The following is a 16875-nucleotide window of genomic DNA, read 5'->3' as shown; positions in this document are numbered from 1 at the left end:
GGCAGACGCACAGGACTTAAAATCCTGCGATTGGAAACGATCGTACCGGTTCGATCCCGGTCCTCGGCATATAATAATGAGCACCCTTAGCTCAACTGGATAGAGTACCTGACTACGAATCAGGCGGTTAGAGGTTCGAATCCTCTAGGGTGCATTTTTTCTATTTAACTCGGGAAGTAGCTCAGCTTGGTAGAGTACTTGGTTTGGGACCAAGGTGTCGCAGGTTCGAATCCTGTCTTCCCGATTGATGGCGGTGTAGCTCAGCTGGCTAGAGCGTCCGGTTCATACCCGGGAGGTCGGGGGTTCGATCCCCTTCGCCGCTATAAAGATCTTGTTGGACCTTTAGCTCAGCTGGTTAGAGCTCTCGGCTCATAACCGAGTGGTCGTAGGTTCAAGTCCTACAAGGTCCATTGTATATTTTGGAGGATTACCCAAGTCTGGCTGAAGGGAACGGTCTTGAAAACCGTCAGGCGTGTAAAAGCGTGCGTGGGTTCGAATCCCACATCCTCCTTTTATTATTAACGCGGGATGGAGCAGCTCGGTAGCTCGTCGGGCTCATAACCCGAAGGTCGTAGGTTCAAATCCTGCTCCCGCAATTTGGCTCGGTAGCTCAGTTGGTAGAGCAATGGATTGAAGCTCCATGTGTCGGCGGTTCGATTCCGTCTCGCGCCATTTTATAATAGTTATGCGGGTGTAGTTTAGTGGTAAAACTACAGCCTTCCAAGCTGTTGTCGCGAGTTCGATTCTCGTCACCCGCTTTGAACTTTGTTCAAATTACCAAGTTTTTGACTTGGGCGCGTAGCTCAGGTGGTTAGAGCGCACGCCTGATAAGCGTGAGGTCGGTGGTTCGAGTCCACTCGTGCCCATTAATAGGAGAATTACTCAAGAGGCTGAAGAGGACGGTTTGCTAAATCGTTAGGTCGGGTAACTGGCGCGGGGGTTCGAATCCCCCATTCTCCGTATACAGGAGCTATAAAGCGAGTGTACGAGTTTAAATCAACTTATACCTATTAATTAAATATTTTGGAGAATTACTCAAGAGGCTGAAGAGGACGGTTTGCTAAATCGTTAGGTCGGGTAACTGGCGCGGGGGTTCGAATCCCCCATTCTCCGTGATATAATTTGAGAATCTTTGTCAACTCTAGTGGGTTGGTGAAAAGTCATATTCTGGAGAGAGCCACATTGGCACTCTCTTTTTTTGGCTCCTTATCCTTGAGAAAGGTTTGAAAGACAGCCTGAAAGCGAGGGTGGACCAGCTTGAGATTATTTTTAATGAGTTCGAAAAAATTCTCTGCCTCCTTGTTCTGAAAGTTAAAAAGCAAGAGCTGATAGAGATTATAGTGTTTTTTCAGGTCTGGCGATAAAAGCGTTTATGACTTAGTTTCCGACTCTCCTGTTGGATGAGTTTCCAGTAGCGTTTGATTGCCTTATATTCGTGCGATCTCCTATCAAACTGATTCATGATTTGGATGCGAAGGCAGCTCATAGCACTGCCGAGATTTTGTACAATGTGAAAGCAATCGAGGATGATTTTAGCAGAAGGAAAGAGTTTCTTAGCGATGTCGTAGTAGGAGCTAAATATGTCCATTGTAATGACTTTCATTCCATTTCGGACCTGTCTAGAATAACGAAGGAAATGATTGCGAATCGTTGCTTGAGTCCGTCCGTCTAAGATAGCTAGGATCTTATTTGAATAAAAATCTTGTGCAATGAAGCTCATCTTGCCTTTCTTGAATCTGTATTTATCCCAAGACATGTGAGTTGGAAGATAAATCTGTCTTGAATTTAAACTCTTTCAGTTTACGAATGACGGTGGAAGTGGAGATAGCCAAGCTTTCAGCGATGACCGTCATAGGGACTTTCTCGATTAATTTTTGAGCGATTTGGTGGTTTTTCTTGACTAAGGGAGTCTCTGAGACAACCATTTTTTTACAGACTTTACAGCGGAAGCGCCGTTTCCTTAGACGAATTAGAATTTTGTATCCCGCACATTCTAGATAAGGGATTTTAGTTCTTTTGAAAATCATATTTCTTCAGTGATTTCCTTGTGGGTATCCATATTGAAAATATCCACACTCTTGATGTTAGGGTCTTTAACGTCTAGTAGGTTTGTGATAAAATGTAATGGTTCCATAAGATTCTTTCTAATGATGGTTTGGTCGCTTTTCATTATAGATCTTTTGGGACTTTTTTCTAGGCATCTCCATAGTGGTTTTACTCACTACAGAATTATAGAGCTCTATTATCTAATGCTGTTTCAGTAACTTTCATACTAGAAAAAATCATAAATAGACTAGATTTAGTGGTATACTAAGGTTAGAGACTTTAAGTGGCTGGGGATAATCGAGATGAAAAATGGAGTAAAATTTCATAGTATTTTTTATAGATTTATACTATTTATCTTTGTAGTATTTCTAACTGTGATTTCAATGATTTTAGATGCAAAAAAAGCGCAAATTCGCTTTTTTAACCTATCCTTGACTATCGGACAAGAGGAGTTGAAGGTTGTTACAGTTGCGGTTTTGCTCCTTACTTTTCTTCTATCTTTCTTGTTCAAATGGAAGTGTTTAATCCATAAAACTGGGATTTATCTAAGAAAAATTGATTTATTTATAGCTTGGGATGAGATTAGAGGTTTTAGCCATGTCTGGATAAATGAATATCATCGTGGACCTCATGGTTTCCCGTTCTATAATCGTAAGACGCTGGTTATTTATAGAGAAAATTATCAACCGATTTGCCTTTATAATATTTCAATATTGGCCTTATATGTGGCTAAATGTTATCATCCAAAATTGAAAACCAATATAGTCTCAGCAACGTTAACAAGTCTCTTCAATATGGCTTTAAATACATGGTTCTTGTACGAGATGTTGAGTAAACATTTGGTGAATATAAAAGCTGAAGTCTTTATGTTTTGGCTGCTTTTGTATGCTGTTAAAGTTTTTGCACTTCCATTGGTCATGCTTGGACACGAAAATCACTGCTATGGGGTTTCTTTGGCACATAGCACGGCATATAAAAAGAATGCCTCAAAAGCTATCCACCTGTAAATTGTTGATAGGAAGCTAGCTATTTATATATCTGTTACTTTTCTACATTCAAAAAGCACTATATGTTGCTAGTTGAGGTTCTAGACATCATATAGTGCCGTTGTTAAGTCCAGCTAGTGAGTGAGATTTCACCACTATTGAGCCAGATTTCTGTCTGGTCATCAAGCTGGATAAGGAGTTGTCCTTTGTCGGAGATGTCCTTGGCGACTCCTTTTTTTTCAGTCTGTTCTTGGATAAAACTGACCTCTCTTCCTAGAACAAGAGAGTGTTCTTTATAAAGATAGAGTAGTTCTTCGGGTGCTGTTTGGTAGAAACAACGCCAAATTTCTGAGATTAGTTCGTTTCGTGTGATAGGAGCTGGTGGTGTAAAGAGACTTCCAGCTTTTTCTTTTATCTCTTTTGGAAAATCGCTGATGGCAAAGTTGATTCCAACGCCGATAATGACGTCTGTTACTAGGCCTGTTTCCACGGACGTCATAGCTTCGGTGAGGATACCTGCTATTTTTTTATTTTTAAAGTAGATATCATTTACCCATTTGATACCCACGTCAATCAAGGTGAGGTTTTTAATGGCTTTGTAAATGGCACCTGCTGTAAGTAATGTGTAGGCAGGAAGCTGGTCATAGGTGAGATTTGGCTGAATATGTAATGACATATAAATACCCCCCTGAGCAGGAGAGTAGTAAGGGCGTTGAAAGCGGCCACGACCTGCTGTTTGACATGTGGAAAGATAGAGACTATTTCCCAGGCTTCCACCTTCAATACCTTCTTTTGCATCTGTTTGAGTAGATTTTGTTTCAGGTTTGTAGCGAATGGTTAAGTTGGTGTTCTCTTGAATCAAATCAGGCAATATCAGATCGCCTTGAATAAGCTTGTAGCCTCTATTTTTGATACTGTCAATTTCTAAGCCTTCTTGTTGGAGACGTTGGATAGCTTTCCATATGGATGTACGGCTTAGATTCAGTTCTTCTCCGATCTTTTCTCCGCTAACATAGTTGTTTTCTCTAGCTAATATTTGGTAGACTAGTTGGTGTGATTTCATTGATTTTCCTTTCTAGCTAAGAGGGAGTGAGAGTATTCATTTCGAGTTTGACTAGGTGTTTTATGAAAAAACTGCTTGTAAGCTTTCGAGAAATGGAGTGGATCTGAAAAACCCACGGAGTATGCAATGACTTTGATCGTTTCGTTGGTATGTTCTAGTAACTGTTGCGCACGGTTCATTCGAACGAAAAGCAAATATTCTTTTGGAGAGAGTTGGTGAAATTCTTTAAACACACTGGTTAAGTAACTTCTATGAACCGATAGCTCTTTTGCTAAATCTTGAATTGTGAGTGATTGAGGGGAGTGACTATCTATCAATCGTTTGCAGTCAAGATAGAGTTGGTGGGTTGATGAAATATTCTTTTTTTTCTGATTAGGAGCAATAGTTCCTAGATGAAACATTAGTTCATGGAGTTGTCCCATGATGTGGAGTTGTGCTAGTTCGTTTGATTTTGTTACCTGAGCGAAGCGGACAATGTCTGAGATGAGTTTTGCAGTAGTCTGGGTATGACAAGTTTCAGACTGGATGAGATAGGATTGGTCAGAAATTTGAGAGAGAGCAAAATAGTCGGGAGCTTTCCCTCCAGTGATTCCTAACCAGTAGTAGGGCCCAAGGTTCTTCACTATCTGCTTGATAGAAGGTTAATTCATCTGGTTTTAGTAAAAAGAAATCTCCTGTCTTTAAATCAACAATTTTACCCTTGGAATGAAATTTTCCTTGTCCTTTAGTAATGTAATGTAGTACATAGGTATCTCGAATAGCTGGACCAAAAGAGTAGTTAGGTGTGCATTCTTCATATCCATAAAAGCTTAGGGAAAGGTCGATTGTTCCAGTCTGATATTCTGAAAAAACTAGCATGTGCTACCTCCTACCTAACATTTTACCATATTTTATAGACATTTCTCTATTTTAGAAAGCGCTTTTATGTGATAAAATTTTATCAAGAAATTGATGAGGTACAATTTATGGGAATTCGGATAGAAAATAATCTATTTTACGTTGAGAGCAAAGGTCTAAGCTTGATTATTGAAAATAGGGATGGGTTCTTACTATTGAAACATTTAGGAAAGACAATTAAGAACTATAAAGGAGCTAATAGTGTTTACGAACGCGATCATGCTTTTTCTGGTAATCCAATAGCTACTAATCGAACCTTTAGTTTGGATACGCAACGTCAAATTTTTGGACAACATGGTTTGGGTGACTTTAGAAAACCAACTTTACAGATTCAGCACGATGCAACTGAAGTGACAGATTTTCGATTTGTAGAAGCAAGGATTTTAAAAGGTCAGAATGAACCAAAGGGTTTACCTTCTCCACACAGCATGGACGATACAGAGACTCTTGCCTTGATTTTAAAAGATTCTAAGGCTCAACTTAGTCTGACTTTGTATTATACTGCTTTTGATAATGATGCGACAATTGCTAGCTACAGCAAATTGGAGAATAATAGTAATCAGGAAGTTGTCATCCACAAGGACTTTTCTTTTATGGCTGATTTTCCCGTTGCGGCTTACGAGATTGTAACTCTGCAGGGTGCTTATGCTCGTGAAAAGACTGTTCGACGTCAACAGGTAGAACAAGGAATCTTTTCAATTAGTTCGAGCCGTGGTGCTTCTGGTCATGCTCAAACACCAGCTCTTCTATTATGTGATCAAGGAGTCACAGAGGATGCTGGAAATGTGTTTGCTATTCAACTAATGTATAGTGGAAACTTTGAAGCTTTTGTCCAAAAGAATCAACTGAATGAAGTTCGGGTGGCTATTGGCATTAATCCAGAAAATTTTTCTTGGAAGTTAGATCCTGAGGAAAACTTTGAAACACCGGTAGCTTTAGTGACCTTTTCAGATCAGGGATTAACTGGTATTAGTCATGAAAGTCAGAATTTTGTACTTAAGCACATTATGCCAAGTCAGTTTTCTAAAAAAGAACGTCCAATTCTAATCAATAACTGGGAAGCTACTTACTTTGATTTTCAGAGAGAAAAACTGTTAGAGTTGGCAGATGAGGCTAAGAAAGTTGGAATTGAACTTTTTGTATTAGATGATGGGTGGTTTGGCGATCGCTTTGATGATAATCGTGCTTTAGGTGATTGGGTTGTTAATGAGAAAAAACTGGGTGGAAGCCTAGAAAGTCTGATTTCAGCGATCCATGAAAGAGGTTTGCAGTTTGGGCTTTGGTTAGAACCGGAGATGATTTCTGTTGATAGCGATTTGTATCGTAAACATCCTGACTGGGCCATTCAGGTTCCAGGATATGAGCATACTTACTCTCGGAATCAATTGGTACTTAATCTTGCGAATTCTCAGGTAGTAGAATATTTGAAAAATGTCTTAGATGAACTCCTCTCTCATCATAAAATTGACTACATCAAATGGGATATGAACCGCAATATCACTAATCTGGGGAATGGTTCAGTTTATCTGGAAACCCAGATGCAATCTCATCAGTATATGTTGGGGCTTTATGAACTTGTTTCTTATCTGACAGAGAAGCACGGCCATATTCTCTTTGAGTCCTGCTCTGGGGGTGGAGGCAGAAATGATCTTGGTATGATGCGTTATTTCCCACAAGTCTGGGCTAGTGATAATACTGATGCTATTGCACGTTTACCAATCCAATATGGTTCATCCTATCTCTATCCAACCATTTCTATGGGGGCTCATGTGTCAGCAGTGCCAAATCATCAGATGGGACGAACGACACCATTGGAAACTCGTGGTCATGTGGCAATGATGGGAAATCTCGGCTATGAGCTTGATTTGACAAGTTTATCAGATGAAGAGAAGGCTGAGATTGCTAATCAGGTGAACTTGTATAAAGAATTGCGACCAGTAGTCCAGTTGGGGAATCAGTATAGGTTAATCAATCCCAATGCTGAATCCAATGAAGCAGCTGTGCAATTTAACTATGGAAATCAAACGATTGTGACCTACGTCCGAGTCCTGTCAGTTGTGGAAACAATGGAAACCACCTTGAAACTGAAAGACTTAGAAGTGGAAGGGCTTTATGAGCTGGAAGGGACAAACATTGTTTACTCGGGTGCAGAGCTCATGTATGCAGGTTTAACTGTTACCCTATCACCAGGAGATTTTTTGAGTAGACAGTATAAATTCAAAAGACTATAATAAAAGCGTATAAATTTATCAAGGAGGCATTCCAATGAAATGGTATAAGAAAGCAGGTTTTCTTTTAGTAGCTGTGGCAAGTTTACTAGGCCTAGTGGCTTGTGGTCAGAACAATCAATCAGCTGATGGTAAGGTAACGATTGAGTTTTTTAACCAGAAGACCGAGATGGCAGATACCTTGCAAAGGATAGTGGATGATTTTGAGAAGGAACACCCTAATATTGATGTAAAGCTGACTACAGTACCTTCAGCTGGAATTGTTCTAAAGACTCGGATTTTATCAGGAGATGTTCCAGATATTATTAATGTCTATCCTCAAAATATGGATTTTCAGGAGTGGGCGAAGGCAGGCTATTTTGCAGATATGACAGAAAAACCCTATCTTGAGAACATCAAGAATGACTATGCCGAAAAGTATGCAATCAATAACAAGATTTATAGTGTGCCATTAACAGCCAACCTTTATGGAATCTATTACAATAAAACGAAGTTTAAAGAATTAGGACTTGAGGAACCGAAGACTTTTAAAGAATTTCAAGAGATTGTTAAAAAGATAAAAGATAGTGGGAATTCTCCATTTGCGGTTGCAGGCAATGAAGGCTGGACATTAAATGGTTACCACCAACTTTCTCTCATTACTCTTACAGGTAGTGGAGACGCGGCTAATAACTATCTTCGCTTTTCAAAACCAAACGCGATCTCTGCAGATGATGCTATTTTAAAAGCAGATGCAGAACGACTCGATTTATTAGCAGATAATGCTCAAGATGGTTGGCGTGGTGCCTCTTATAATGATTCGGTGGTAGCATTTTCGAGTGAAAAAGCTTTGATGATGCCACAAGGATCATGGGCATTAGCGGCAATTAATCAACAGGATCCAAAATTTGAGGTAGGGATGTTTGCCTTTCCTGGAGAAGAAGTAGGAGAAGAAGTCACTGTTGGTGCAGGAGATATGGCATTATCAACTTCAGCTACTTCCAAACACCCTAAGGAAACCGAAGAATTTATCAGCTATATGACTAGTCCAAAAGCTATGCAGTCATACTATGATGTAGATGGATCACCTGTTGCGGTAAAAGGCATACAGGAAAAAGAAGATTCAGCGCTTGCAGCTATTTCTAAACTGGCATTTACGGACAAACATTATGTTTGGTTGGGCCAACGCTGGAACTCTGAAGAAGACTTTTTTAATCTAAGTGCAGGTTACCTGATGGATAAAAATCTGAAAAATATGGCAAACAATCTCAATGCTTTCTTTAATCCAATGAAGGCAGATTTGGACTAGAATAGGAGTTAAGATGATATGGCTATTCGAAAATTTTTAAATAAATACTGGGGTTGGACATTTTTGCTTATCCCGCTTGCTTTACAAGCTATCTTCTTTTACTTTCCAATGGTACAAGGTGCTTTCTATAGTTTGACTAACTGGACTGGATTGACCTATAATTATAAATTTGTTGGTTTGAATAACTACAAATTGCTGATGATTGATGGGAAATTCTTCACAGCCATAGCCTTTACTTTGATTTTAACTCTGGCATTGATTATTGGAGAGATTACGATTGGGATGGTTGTGGCACGAGCCTTAAATTCTAAGATGAAGGGGCAGACCTTCTTTAGAGCTTGGTTCTTTTTCCCGGCTGTTTTGTCTGGTTTGACAGTTTCCTTGATTTTTAAACAATTCTTCAACTATGGGCTTCCAACGATTGGAAAAATTTTAGGAATTAGCTTTTTACAAGAGAGTCTATTGGGGACACCAGTCGGAGCGGTAGTGGCAACTATTTTTGTTCTTCTATGGCAAGGAGTAGCAATGCCAATCATTCTCTTTCTTGCTGGTCTTCAGAGTATTCCAAATGATATTTTAGAGGCAGCATCAATTGATGGTGCAACAAGTAAACAAACCTTTTGGGAAATTGAATTACCCTATTTGCTACCAACGATTTCTATGGTTTTTATCCTAGCTCTTAAGTCCGGTTTGACAGCCTTTGACCAAATTTTTGCCTTGACGAGTGGTGGTCCAAATAATGCTACAACGTCTCTTGGACTTTTAGTCTACAACTATGCTTTCAAGAGTAATCAATATGGATATGCGAATGCAATTGCCTTGATTTTATTCTTAATTATTGGAATTGTTTCTCTTATCCAAATCAAGCTATCTAAGAAATTTGAAATCTAATAGAGGAGTCCTACACATGAAAAAAGAAGAAAAATTGAATCAGTTTTGGAAATATGTCCTCTTGATAGCCGGTGGTATTCTTATACTTGTTCCTTTGTTGGTAACGGTATTTAGTTCCTTCAAGACAACCAAGGATATCATGAATCATTTCTTTAGTTTGCCAAACCCTTTTACATTAAGTAACTATGAACGCTTGATTTCGGATGGGATTGGAGGCTATTTCGGGAATTCAGCTGTTATTACGGTGTTATCATTGATTGTAGTAGCTTTCTTTATACCAGCTGCAGCTTATTCCATTGCTCGAAATATGTCCAAGAAAAAAGCCTTTGCAATTATGTATTCGCTCTTGATTTTAGGGATATTTGTTCCATTTCAGGTGATTATGATTCCTATCACAGTTATGATGAGTAAACTCGGTCTAGCAAATATGTGGGGGTTAGTAATACTCTACCTAACTTATGCTATTCCACAGACTCTCTTCTTGTATGTTGGTTATATAAAAATCAGTGTACCAGATAGTTTGGATGAAGCTGCGGAAATCGATGGGGCTGATCGTTTTACAATTTATCGTCGAATCATTTTTCCAATGTTGAAGCCCATGCATGCGACAACCTTGATTATCAATGCTCTCTGGTTCTGGAATGACTTTATGTTGCCACTGTTGATTCTGAATAAGGATTCCAAGATGTGGACTTTACCTCTCTTCCAATACAACTACCAAGGTCAGTACTTCAATGACTATGGCCCAAGTTTTGCATCTTATATTGTGGGAATTGTAACGATAACCATTGTCTACCTCATCTTCCAAAAACATATTATTTCAGGAATGAGTAACGGAGCAGTGAAGTAAGAAGTGCTTAGGGAATCTATAATTCCATACATAGAGGGAACAGTTCAGCTTGTTGACAATTCTATGTAGAAAAAAGAAAGTCGTACTTAGTTACTTGCAGTTTATATTAGTACGAGTTCGAAGTGAACAAAAATCTAAAAATATCTTTCATTTACGAAGCCAGGTCATATAAGACTTGGCTTTCATCAGAAAAAGGAGACCATCTATGACCATTCAAAATAAAACTATGTTGATTACTTACTCAGATAGTCTTGGAAATAACCTTAAAGACCTGTATGAGAATTTGGAAGAACATTTTGGCGATGCTATTGGGGGAGTTCACCTTCTACCATTTTTCCCATCAACAGGTGATCGTGGATTTGCACCAGTTGACTATGATGAAGTGGATCCAGCGTTTGGTGATTGGGAGGACGTTAAGCGTTTAGGTGAGAAATATTATCTTATGTTTGACTTTATGATTAATCATATTTCTCGTCAATCCAAGTACTATAAGGACTATCAAGAAAAACATGAAGTTAGTGAATTTAAAGATCTCTTTCTAAACTGGGACAAGTTTTGGCCAGAGAACCGTCCGACACAGGCTGATGTAGATTTAATCTACAAGCGTAAGGATCGTGCACCAAAGCAAGAGATTCTTTTTGCAGATGGTTCAGTAGAACATTTGTGGAATACCTTTGGTGAGGAGCAGATTGATCTTGATGTGACCAAAGAAGTAACGATGGAATTTATCCGTAAGACCATTCAGCACTTGGCAAGTAATGGATGTGATTTGATTCGTCTAGATGCTTTTGCATATGCAGTGAAGAAATTGGATACCAATGATTTCTTTGTGGAACCAGATATTTGGGATTTATTGGACAAAGTTCGAGATATCGCTGCTGAGTATGGGACAGAGCTCTTACCTGAGATTCATGAACACTATTCGATTCAGTTTAAAATAGCGGACCATGATTACTATGTTTACGATTTTGCCCTTCCAATGGTGACCCTTTATACTCTTTACAGTTCCAGAACAGAGCGCTTGGCTAAGTGGTTAAAGATGAGCCCAATGAAGCAATTTACGACACTAGATACTCATGATGGGATTGGAGTGGTGGATGTCAAAGATATCCTGACCGATGAGGAAATTGACTATGCTTCAAATGAGCTCTATAAGGTTGGAGCGAATGTCAAACGTAAGTACTCTAGTGCAGAGTATAACAATCTAGATATCTACCAAATCAATTCAACCTACTATTCTGCGCTTGGAGATGATGATGTCAAGTATTTCCTCGCTCGTTTGATTCAAGCTTTTGCTCCAGGCATTCCTCAGGTTTACTATGTGGGTCTATTAGCAGGAAAAAATGACTTGAAATTGTTAGAAGAAACCAAAGAAGGTCGAAATATTAATCGTCATTACTATAGCAACGAGGAAATAGCAGAAGAAGTTCAACGTCCTGTGGTGAAGTCTCTTCTCAATCTATTTTCTTTCCGTAATCAATCAGAGGCCTTTGACCTAGAAGGGACTATTGAGATAGAAACACCAACAGCTCACAGCATTGTAATCAAACGTCAAAATAAAGACAAGTCCGTAACAGCAGTAGCAGAAATTGATTTGCAAAGTCAGACCTATCAAGTAGTGGAAAATGGCAGAAAAATTCAGTTCTAATGCTATATTAATGAAAGAGTTTTTTTGTGGCGAAAACGTGTTCATTGTTCCCAAATGACGGAAAAAATGGTAAAATATAAAGATAGTTTAGCATTTATCTTCTGGAGAAATCCAGAACAGAAAGGATCCGTTTTGAAATCAATTGGATTACTGGATAAGATAAGAGGGCTTTCGAAAAAAGATTTCTTTTTGTATCTGATGATCATAAGTATCTTTTTACCTTTTTATTTATTCTTAGCGCTCTTTGCTTTATATTTGATAGGTTTACTTGTTACTGGGGAGATGAAGGGAATAATCAAAGGATTGGCAAAACATCCTGTACTTCTCTTTTTTATTGCCTACAGTAGTATCATCTCCATCGTCGCCAAGAACTGGCTTGGATTGGTTGCATCTTTACTGATGTTTCTCTTCCTCATTTTCTTTAGTTTTTATCAGAAACGTCTGACGCATGCTTTCTTTCGACTGATTCTGCAGACAATCTTGTTTGGTAGTGTGCTCTCTGCTGTTTTTGCTACTTTGGAGCATTTCCAAATTGTAAAGAAATTTAACTACGCCTTTCTTTCGCCCAATATGCAAGTATGGCACCAAAACCGTGCAGAGGTGACCTTCTTTAATCCTAACTACTATGGGATCATTTGTTGCTTCTGTATCATGATTGCCTTTTATCTCTTTACAACGACGAAGCTAAGATGGTTGAAAGTCTTTTGTGTGCTAGCAGGTTTTGTGAATCTATTTGGTTTGAATTTTACGCAAAATAGAACAGCCTTTCCTGCCATCATCGCTGGTGCAATCATTTATCTCTTTACAACCATTAAAAACTGGAAGGCCTTTTGGCTTAGTATCGGGGTCTTTGCGATTGGCTTGAGTTTCCTTTTTTCTAGTGATTTGGGAGTTCGGATGGGGACTTTAGATTCCTCTATGGAAGAACGCATTTCTATCTGGGATGCTGGGATGGCCTTGTTTAAGCAAAATCCTTTTTGGGGGGAGGGGCCATTGACCTATATGCACTCTTATCCTCGGATAAATGCTCCTTATCATGAACATGCTCACAGCCTTTATATTGATACGATTCTGAGTTACGGAATTGTGGGAACCATTTTATTAGCTTTGTCTTCTGTTGCTCCTGTTCGTTTGATGATGGATATGAGTCAGGAGTCGGGGAAACGTCCAATTATCGGTCTTTATCTATCTTTCCTTACAGTGGTTGCTGTGCATGGAATCTTTGACTTGGCCCTTTTCTGGATTCAGTCAGGCTTCATTTTCTTGTTAGTTATGTGCAGTATTCCATTGGAGCGTCGAACTTTGGTATCAGACATGACAGATTAAGTTAATAAATAGTGAAGATCTTCTACTCTAGGTAGGAGGTCTTTTTTGTTGGTGGAAATCATTTCTAAATCGAAATAGTTGACAGATGGAATGGCGGGTGTTACAATAAAAACAATTCGATATAGAAATAAATTGGAGAGATCATGAAAGATAGTCATTTAGTTGCCCATCATATTCGTTTATTGAATGGGCGGATTTTTCAAAAGTTACTGAGTCAGGATCCTGAGGCTCTTTATCGGAGTGAACAGGGAAAGATTTTAGCGGTTTTATGGAATAGTGAGACAGGTTGCGCTACAGCCACAGATATTGCGCTGGCGACTGGACTTGCTAACAATACGCTCACAACCATGATAAAGAAACTTGAGGAGCAAAACCTGGTCATCATTAGCCCATGTGGAATAGATAAGAGAAAGAAGTATGTCAAGCTAACGGAGCAAGGTTTGTCCCAGAAAGAAATTGGCCAGCGTGTCAGTCAAAAATTGGATGCAATTTTTTATAAAGGATTCACTGAGGAAGAAATTCGTCAATTTGAAAGTTATCAAGAACGCATCTTAGAAAATTTAAAAGAAAATGAGGCATAAATCATGTCAAAACAAGTTGAAAATGCTCACAACCTATACATTCATGCTATTCAAGATGGACGAGTTGCTGAGGCTCAAGCCCAGTCTGTAGGAGATACCTACATTCAACACTCGACAGGTGTGCCAGATGGGAAAGAAGGGTTTGCGGCTTTCTTTGCAAATTTCTTTGAGCGCCATCCTGAGCGTGAGATGAAGATTGTTCGCACCATTGAGGATGGCAATCTGGTCTTTGTCCATGTCCATCAATTTCTCAATGGCGGGGAAGCTCAATGGGTAACGACAGATACTTTCCGTGCGGATGAGAATGGACGCATCGTGGAGCATTGGGATGTCATTGACTACTATCGAACACCTGAAAATGGCCAATTAGATCAGATTTTTGGTGATTTTGAGATCAAGGATTTGGACAAAACAGCAGCAAATAAAAAGTTGGTTCGTCGTTTCTTGACAGAAATTTTCCAAAATGGGGAGCTGGAGCAGTGGAGTGATTATGTGGCAGACGATTTGATTCAGCATAATCATGAGATTGGACAAGGAAGTCAGGCTTATAAAGACTATGTAGCTGAGCACGGGGTTACTTTCGACTTTGTTTTCCAGCTTTTGGGACAAGGAAACTATGTGGTCAGCTATGGCCAGACTCAGATTGATGGCGTTGCCTATGCCCAGTATGACATCTTCCGTTTGGAGAATGGCTTGATTGTTGAGCATTGGGACAATAAAGAAGTCATGCCTAAGGTAGAAGACTTGACCAACCGAGGGAAATTTTAAATTGAGGACTAAGAATGATTGAATACAAAAATGTAGCGCTATGCTACACAGAAAAGGATGTCTTGAGAGATGTCAATTTACGAATTGAGAATGGGGAGTTCATGGTTTTAGTTGGGCCTTCTGGGTCAGGTAAGACGACCATGATTAAGATGATTAATCGTCTCTTGGAACCCACTGATGGAAATATTTATATGGATGGCAAGCGCATCAAAGACTATGATGAGCGTGAGCTGCGCCTTTCCACAGGTTATGTTTTACAGGCCATTGCTCTTTTTCCCAATCTAACAGTTACAGAAAACATTGCTCTCATTCCTGAAATGAAGGGGTGGAGTAAGGAAGAGATTGCGAAGAAAACAGAAGAGCTTTTGGATAAGGTTGGTTTACCAGTAGCTGAGTATGGACATCGACTTCCTAGTGAATTATCTGGTGGAGAACAGCAACGGGTGGGCATTGTCCGGGCCATGATTGGTCAACCTAAGATTCTACTCATGGATGAACCTTTTTCGGCCTTGGATGCCATTTCGAGAAAACAGTTGCAGGTTCTGACGAAAGAATTGCATAAAGAGTTTGGGATGACAACTATTTTTGTGACCCATGATACGGATGAAGCTCTGAAATTAGGTGATCGTATTGCTGTCTTGCAGGACGGAGAGATTCGTCAGGTGGCGAACCCTGAGACGATTTTAAAAGCTCCTGCAACGGACTTTGTAGCAGACTTGTTTGGAGGTAGTGTTCATGGCTAATTTGATATCAACTTTTCAGGAGCGTTTTGGTGATTGGGTAACAGCTCTATCTCAACATTTGCAGTTGTCGCTTTTGACTTTGTTACTAGCTATTTTTATAACGATTCCTTTGGCTGTTTATCTTCGCTATCATGAGAAATTGGCAGACTGGGTCTTGCAGATTGCAGGGATTTTCCAGACTATCCCGTCACTGGCCTTGTTGGGGCTCTTTATTCCCTTGATGGGAATTGGAACCTTGCCTGCTTTGACTGCTCTGGTGATTTATGCGATTTTCCCGATTTTGCAAAATACCATCACTGGGCTGAAGGGGATTGATCCAAGTCTACAAGAGGCTGGGATTGCTTTTGGGATGACCAGATGGGAGCGTCTCAAGAAATTTGAAATTCCACTTGCCATGCCTGTTATAATGTCTGGGATTCGGACGGCAGCGGTCTTGATTATCGGTACGGCAACCTTAGCAGCCTTAATTGGGGCTGGCGGACTGGGTTCCTTTATCCTTTTGGGAATTGACCGAAATAATACCAGTCTGATTTTGATTGGTGCTCTTTCTTCTGCAGTGCTGGCCATTGCCTTTAACTTCCTACTAAAAGTGATGGAAAAAGCAAAATTGCGGACGATTTTTTCTGGTTTTGCCTTGGTGACCTTATTGCTCGGTCTGTCTTATAGTCCAGCCCTCTTAGCTCAAAAAGAGAAAGAAAACTTGGTGATTGCTGGGAAATTGGGACCGGAACCAGAAATTTTGGCTAATATGTATAAGTTGCTGATTGAAGAAAATACCAGTATGACTGCGACTGTTAAGCCGAATTTTGGGAAAACAAGCTTCCTCTATGAAGCTCTGAAAAAAGGGGATATTGATATCTATCCTGAATTTACGGGTACGGTAACTGAAAGTTTGCTTCAACCAGCACCTAAAGTAGGTCATGAACCAGATCAGGTTTATCAAGTGGCGCGTGATGGCATTGCCAAACAAGATCATCTAGCCTATCTCAAACCTATGTCCTATCAAAACACCTACGCTGTAGCTGTTCCGAAAAGGATTGCTCAAGAATATGGCTTGAAGACCATTTCGGACTTGAAAAAAGTGGGAGGGCAGCTGAAGGCAGGTTTTACACTCGAATTTAATGACCGTGAAGATGGCAATAAGGGCTTGCAATCAATGTATGGTCTCAATCTCAACGTAGCGACCATGGAGCCAGCTCTTCGCTATCAGGCAATTCAGTCAGGCGATATTCAAATTACGGATGCCTATTCGACGGATGCAGAGTTGGCGCGTTATGATTTGCAGGTCTTAGAAGATGACAAGCAACTCTTCCCACCTTATCAAGGGGCTCCACTCATGAAAGAAGCTCTTCTCAAGAAACATCCTGAGTTGGAGCCAGTTCTCAATAAACTAGCAGGTAAAATTACTGAAAGCCAGATGAGCCAGCTCAACTACCAAGTCGGAGTTGAAGGCAAGTCAGCAGAACAAGTAGCCAAAGAATTTCTACAAGAACAAGGTTTGTTGAAGAAATAAATGGAGAGGAAAATCAGGTGGCAGCCACTAGCAATTTTCTTCAGCAG

The 16875-nt window shown here is 39.8% G+C and carries 12 protein-coding genes, 11 tRNA genes and 2 pseudogenes; 22 read left to right on the top strand and 3 right to left on the bottom strand.

The window, feature by feature from the left end:
• The first annotated feature begins 80 nt into the window (after positions 1 to 80).
• From D8803_RS07930 to D8803_RS07880, 11 genes are all read left to right on the top strand, one after another.
• Positions 81 to 154, top strand: a tRNA-Arg gene (locus tag D8803_RS07930).
• Positions 155 to 170: 16 nt separating this feature from the next.
• Positions 171 to 244 (top strand) — tRNA-Pro (locus D8803_RS07925).
• Between the two features lie 5 nt (positions 245 to 249).
• Positions 250 to 323, top strand: a tRNA-Met gene (locus tag D8803_RS07920).
• A gap of 13 nt (positions 324 to 336) precedes the next feature.
• Positions 337 to 410: transfer RNA gene (locus D8803_RS07915), tRNA-Ile, on the top strand.
• Positions 411 to 421: 11 nt separating this feature from the next.
• A tRNA-Ser gene (locus D8803_RS07910) sits at positions 422 to 511 on the top strand.
• Between the two features lie 11 nt (positions 512 to 522).
• Positions 523 to 596 (top strand) — tRNA-Met (locus D8803_RS07905).
• A gap of 3 nt (positions 597 to 599) precedes the next feature.
• A tRNA-Phe gene (locus D8803_RS07900) sits at positions 600 to 672 on the top strand.
• Between the two features lie 15 nt (positions 673 to 687).
• Positions 688 to 758, top strand: a tRNA-Gly gene (locus tag D8803_RS07895).
• A gap of 34 nt (positions 759 to 792) precedes the next feature.
• Positions 793 to 866, top strand: a tRNA-Ile gene (locus D8803_RS07890).
• A gap of 6 nt (positions 867 to 872) precedes the next feature.
• Positions 873 to 960 (top strand) — tRNA-Ser (locus D8803_RS07885).
• A gap of 65 nt (positions 961 to 1025) precedes the next feature.
• A tRNA-Ser gene (locus tag D8803_RS07880) sits at positions 1026 to 1113 on the top strand.
• Positions 1114 to 1202: 89 nt separating this feature from the next.
• Here D8803_RS07880 and D8803_RS07875 read toward each other — a convergent pair.
• Positions 1203 to 2134: pseudogene (locus D8803_RS07875) on the bottom strand (ISL3 family transposase); the annotation flags it as partial.
• A 214-nt stretch (positions 2135 to 2348) separates the two neighbouring features.
• Between D8803_RS07875 and D8803_RS07870 the strand changes: the two are divergent.
• Complete coding sequence (locus D8803_RS07870) at positions 2349 to 3053, top strand: hypothetical protein (RefSeq protein WP_131200784.1); 705 nt, start codon at positions 2349 to 2351, stop codon at positions 3051 to 3053.
• A gap of 103 nt (positions 3054 to 3156) precedes the next feature.
• Here the strand turns inward: D8803_RS07870 and birA are convergent, their stop codons facing one another.
• A complete protein-coding gene (gene birA / locus D8803_RS07865; RefSeq protein ID WP_131200783.1) occupies positions 3157 to 4095 on the bottom strand; it encodes a bifunctional biotin--[acetyl-CoA-carboxylase] ligase/biotin operon repressor BirA in 939 nt (312 codons plus the stop codon).
• A pseudogene (locus tag D8803_RS07860) lies at positions 4092 to 4953 on the bottom strand (AraC family transcriptional regulator). Before D8803_RS07860 ends, birA begins: the two are co-directional and overlap by 4 nt.
• A 107-nt stretch (positions 4954 to 5060) precedes the next feature.
• Between D8803_RS07860 and D8803_RS07855 the strand changes: the two are divergent.
• The 10 genes from D8803_RS07855 to D8803_RS07810 all read left to right on the top strand — a co-directional run bounded on the left by D8803_RS07855 (position 5061) and on the right by D8803_RS07810 (position 16828).
• On the top strand, positions 5061 to 7223 hold the full coding sequence (locus D8803_RS07855) for an alpha-galactosidase (RefSeq protein WP_131200782.1): 2163 nt from the start codon (positions 5061 to 5063) through the stop codon (positions 7221 to 7223).
• A gap of 34 nt (positions 7224 to 7257) precedes the next feature.
• A complete protein-coding gene (locus tag D8803_RS07850; RefSeq protein WP_131200781.1) occupies positions 7258 to 8508 on the top strand; it encodes an extracellular solute-binding protein in 1251 nt (416 codons plus the stop codon).
• A gap of 18 nt (positions 8509 to 8526) precedes the next feature.
• Complete coding sequence (locus tag D8803_RS07845; protein WP_131200780.1) at positions 8527 to 9399, top strand: carbohydrate ABC transporter permease; 873 nt, start codon at positions 8527 to 8529, stop codon at positions 9397 to 9399.
• A gap of 16 nt (positions 9400 to 9415) precedes the next feature.
• The gene (locus D8803_RS07840; RefSeq protein WP_131200779.1) at positions 9416 to 10249 is read left to right on the top strand and encodes a carbohydrate ABC transporter permease; all 834 of its coding nucleotides are present in this window, start codon (positions 9416 to 9418) and stop codon (positions 10247 to 10249) included.
• A 205-nt stretch (positions 10250 to 10454) separates the two neighbouring features.
• A complete protein-coding gene (gene gtfA, locus D8803_RS07835; protein WP_131200778.1) occupies positions 10455 to 11897 on the top strand; it encodes a sucrose phosphorylase in 1443 nt (480 codons plus the stop codon).
• Positions 11898 to 12029: 132 nt separating this feature from the next.
• On the top strand, positions 12030 to 13223 hold the full coding sequence (locus D8803_RS07830) for an O-antigen ligase family protein (protein ID WP_131200785.1): 1194 nt from the start codon (positions 12030 to 12032) through the stop codon (positions 13221 to 13223).
• 143 nt (positions 13224 to 13366) lie between these two features.
• Positions 13367 to 13804 (top strand): MarR family winged helix-turn-helix transcriptional regulator, encoded by a 438-nt coding sequence (locus D8803_RS07825; RefSeq protein WP_042902612.1) that lies wholly within the window; start codon positions 13367 to 13369, stop codon positions 13802 to 13804.
• Between the two features lie 3 nt (positions 13805 to 13807).
• Positions 13808 to 14572: a nuclear transport factor 2 family protein gene (locus tag D8803_RS07820; protein ID WP_131200777.1), complete on the top strand. Its 765-nt coding sequence runs from the start codon at positions 13808 to 13810 to the stop codon at positions 14570 to 14572.
• Positions 14573 to 14586: 14 nt separating this feature from the next.
• The gene (locus D8803_RS07815) at positions 14587 to 15315 is read left to right on the top strand and encodes an ABC transporter ATP-binding protein (RefSeq protein WP_131200776.1); all 729 of its coding nucleotides are present in this window, start codon (positions 14587 to 14589) and stop codon (positions 15313 to 15315) included.
• Complete coding sequence (locus D8803_RS07810) at positions 15308 to 16828, top strand: ABC transporter permease/substrate-binding protein (RefSeq protein ID WP_131200775.1); 1521 nt, start codon at positions 15308 to 15310, stop codon at positions 16826 to 16828. The genes D8803_RS07815 and D8803_RS07810 overlap by 8 nt, the downstream gene beginning before the upstream one ends.
• Positions 16829 to 16875: the final 47 nt, after the last annotated feature.

Source organism: Streptococcus oralis (genome assembly GCF_003943385.1).
In the GTDB taxonomy this organism is placed as follows: domain Bacteria; phylum Bacillota; class Bacilli; order Lactobacillales; family Streptococcaceae; genus Streptococcus; species Streptococcus oralis_CA.
This window is presented reverse-complemented; position numbering and strand designations above follow the sequence as displayed.